We start from the raw sequence: 2,273 nt of genomic DNA, 5'->3' as shown, positions 1-2,273 counted from the left end.
CGCTATACAAGCGCAGGAGAAAAAAGCTAAAGCCCCTTATGATGAAGCCTTGGCTAAAAAGCTTGGTGCCGACAACTATGGCATGAAAATGTATGTGCTGGTTATTCTTAAATCAGGTACGAATACCACAGAAACCAAAGCCAAAACAGATAGTTTATTTGCCGGACATATGGCAAACATGGGTAAAATGGTCGATATGCAAAAACTCGTAGTTGCTGGTCCGATGGGTAAAAACGATAAAAATTACCGCGGCATTTTCGTTTTAAATACAAAATCGATCGAAGAGGCAAAACAACTACTGGAAAGTGATCCGGCCATAAAAGCTAAATTACTGGAACCAGAATTATACAATTGGTATGGCTCTGCAGCGCTAGCTGAATATTTGCCGTTTCACGATAAGATCCAAAAGAGTAGTTTTTAGGGTTGTTTGCCACGGAAGCACTGAAGGCACGGAGAAGTTAACATAGTGAGGTCAGATCGTAACATCTGACCTTTTATCTTATTGAATCATTCACTATTCAACTGTGGTCTTCTCTTCAAGGTTGATGGCTCACCAACCTCAATCCCTATCTCAACTATGTATCCTCAGCCTATGCCCTTATAGTGAGGTCAGATGTTACCATCTGACCTTTTAGCAAATCTAACTCCTGTAAAATACTCAATTTAGTGTCAGATGGCAACATCTGACACCACCTAAAGCAGGTTAACTTACCCAAACTGCAACATTTCCATTAACATCCTTCAACCCTACCCCATATTTCATAAATTAGCTTATCAAATAATCAACCCTAACTAATTATGAATAAAAAACTACTATTTTCTGCGCTATTGCTATGCACTTCAACCTGCATATTTGCGCAAGACAAAAAAATAATCGACAATATTGTTAAAGAAGTGAACGACAACTCTCAATTGGAGAAACTCGCTCACGAACTTTTAGATGTTGTAGGGCCACGTTTAGTTGGTTCACCACAAATGAAACAGGCCAATGATTGGGCCGTAAAAAAATATAGCGATTGGGGGATCTCTGCAAAAAATGAAAAATGGGGCGAATGGGCCGGCYGGGAAAGAGGCATTACGCACATCGATTTAATAAGTCCGCGGGTTAGGACCTTAGAAGGTACGCAATTGGCTTGGAGTCCTTCTACAAACGGTAAAGCCATTAATGCAGAAGCGATTATCCTTCCGGCAATTACAGACTCGGTATCTTTTCAAAAATGGTTACCAAATGTAAAAGGTAAAATCGTATTGATTTCGATGAATCAACTATCCGGCCGACCAGAAAAAAACTGGGAAGAGTTTGCCACCAAAGATTTGTTCGAGAAATTTAAAAAAGAAAAAGCCGATGCCGCTAAAGCGTGGACAGCCAGTATAGCCAAAACGGGTTTAACAGCAAAAACACTTCCTGTAGCCATAGAAAATGCAGGTGCAGTAGCAGTAGTGATCAATAACTGGTCGCAGGGTTTTGGCGTAGATAAAATTTTCGGTGCAAATACTAAAAAGGTTCCAACTTTAGATTTATCTGTTGAAGATTACGGCTTGGTTTACCGCTTGGCTTTAAATGGCGATAAACCTAAGTTAAGAATCGAAGCAGATGCTAAGAAATTGGGCATAGTACCAACCTTTAATACCATAGCCGAAATTAAAGGCACACAGAAACCAAACGAATACGTGATGCTTTCGGCACATTTCGATTCGTGGGATGGCGCAAGCGGCGCTACAGATAATGGTTCTGGTACCATTTTAATGATGGAGGCCATGCGCATTCTAAAAAAAATCTATCCCAACCCTAAACGTACCATTTTGGTTGGCCATTGGGGAAGCGAAGAGCAGGGCTTAAATGGTTCAAGGGCTTTTGTAGAAGATCATCCGGAAATTGTAAACAATCTTCAGGCATTGTTTAACCAAGATAACGGTACAGGCCGGGTGGTGAATATTGGCGGACAAGGCTTTGCTAAATCGAAAGATTATATTACCCGCTGGTTGGCTGCAGTACCAGATACCATTAAAAACCAGATCAAAACAAATTTCCCAGGATCGCCTGGTGCAGGAGGTTCTGATTTTGCTTCTTTTGTCGCTGCCGGAGCATTAGGCTATTCGCTAAGTTCTACCAGCTGGGATTATGGCACATACACCTGGCACACCAACCGCGACAGTTACGATAAATTGGTTTTCGATGAAATCAGAAGCAATGTAATTTTAGCTGCCATTATGGTTTATATGGCCTGCGAAGATCCGGAGAAAACTTCAACTGAAAAAGCGACCGATTTACC

General features: G+C 41.2%; 2 protein-coding genes. Both read left to right on the top strand.

Annotated features, from left to right (window positions below; all coding sequences use genetic code 11):
• Positions 1-421, top strand: a 421-nt coding sequence (locus tag AC1DND_RS26175) for a YciI family protein (RefSeq protein WP_477585563.1), incomplete at its 5' end; no start/stop codon positions are given.
• 377 nt (positions 422-798) lie between these two features.
• A partial coding sequence (locus AC1DND_RS26170; RefSeq protein WP_477585561.1) for a M20/M25/M40 family metallo-hydrolase occupies positions 799-2,273 on the top strand: 1,475 nt, incomplete at its 3' end.

The sequence above is a fragment of the Pedobacter sp. 01N416 genome, from assembly GCF_056399685.1.
The sequence above is the reverse complement of the archived record's forward strand: the minus strand, read 5'-3'. Positions and strand labels throughout refer to the sequence as shown.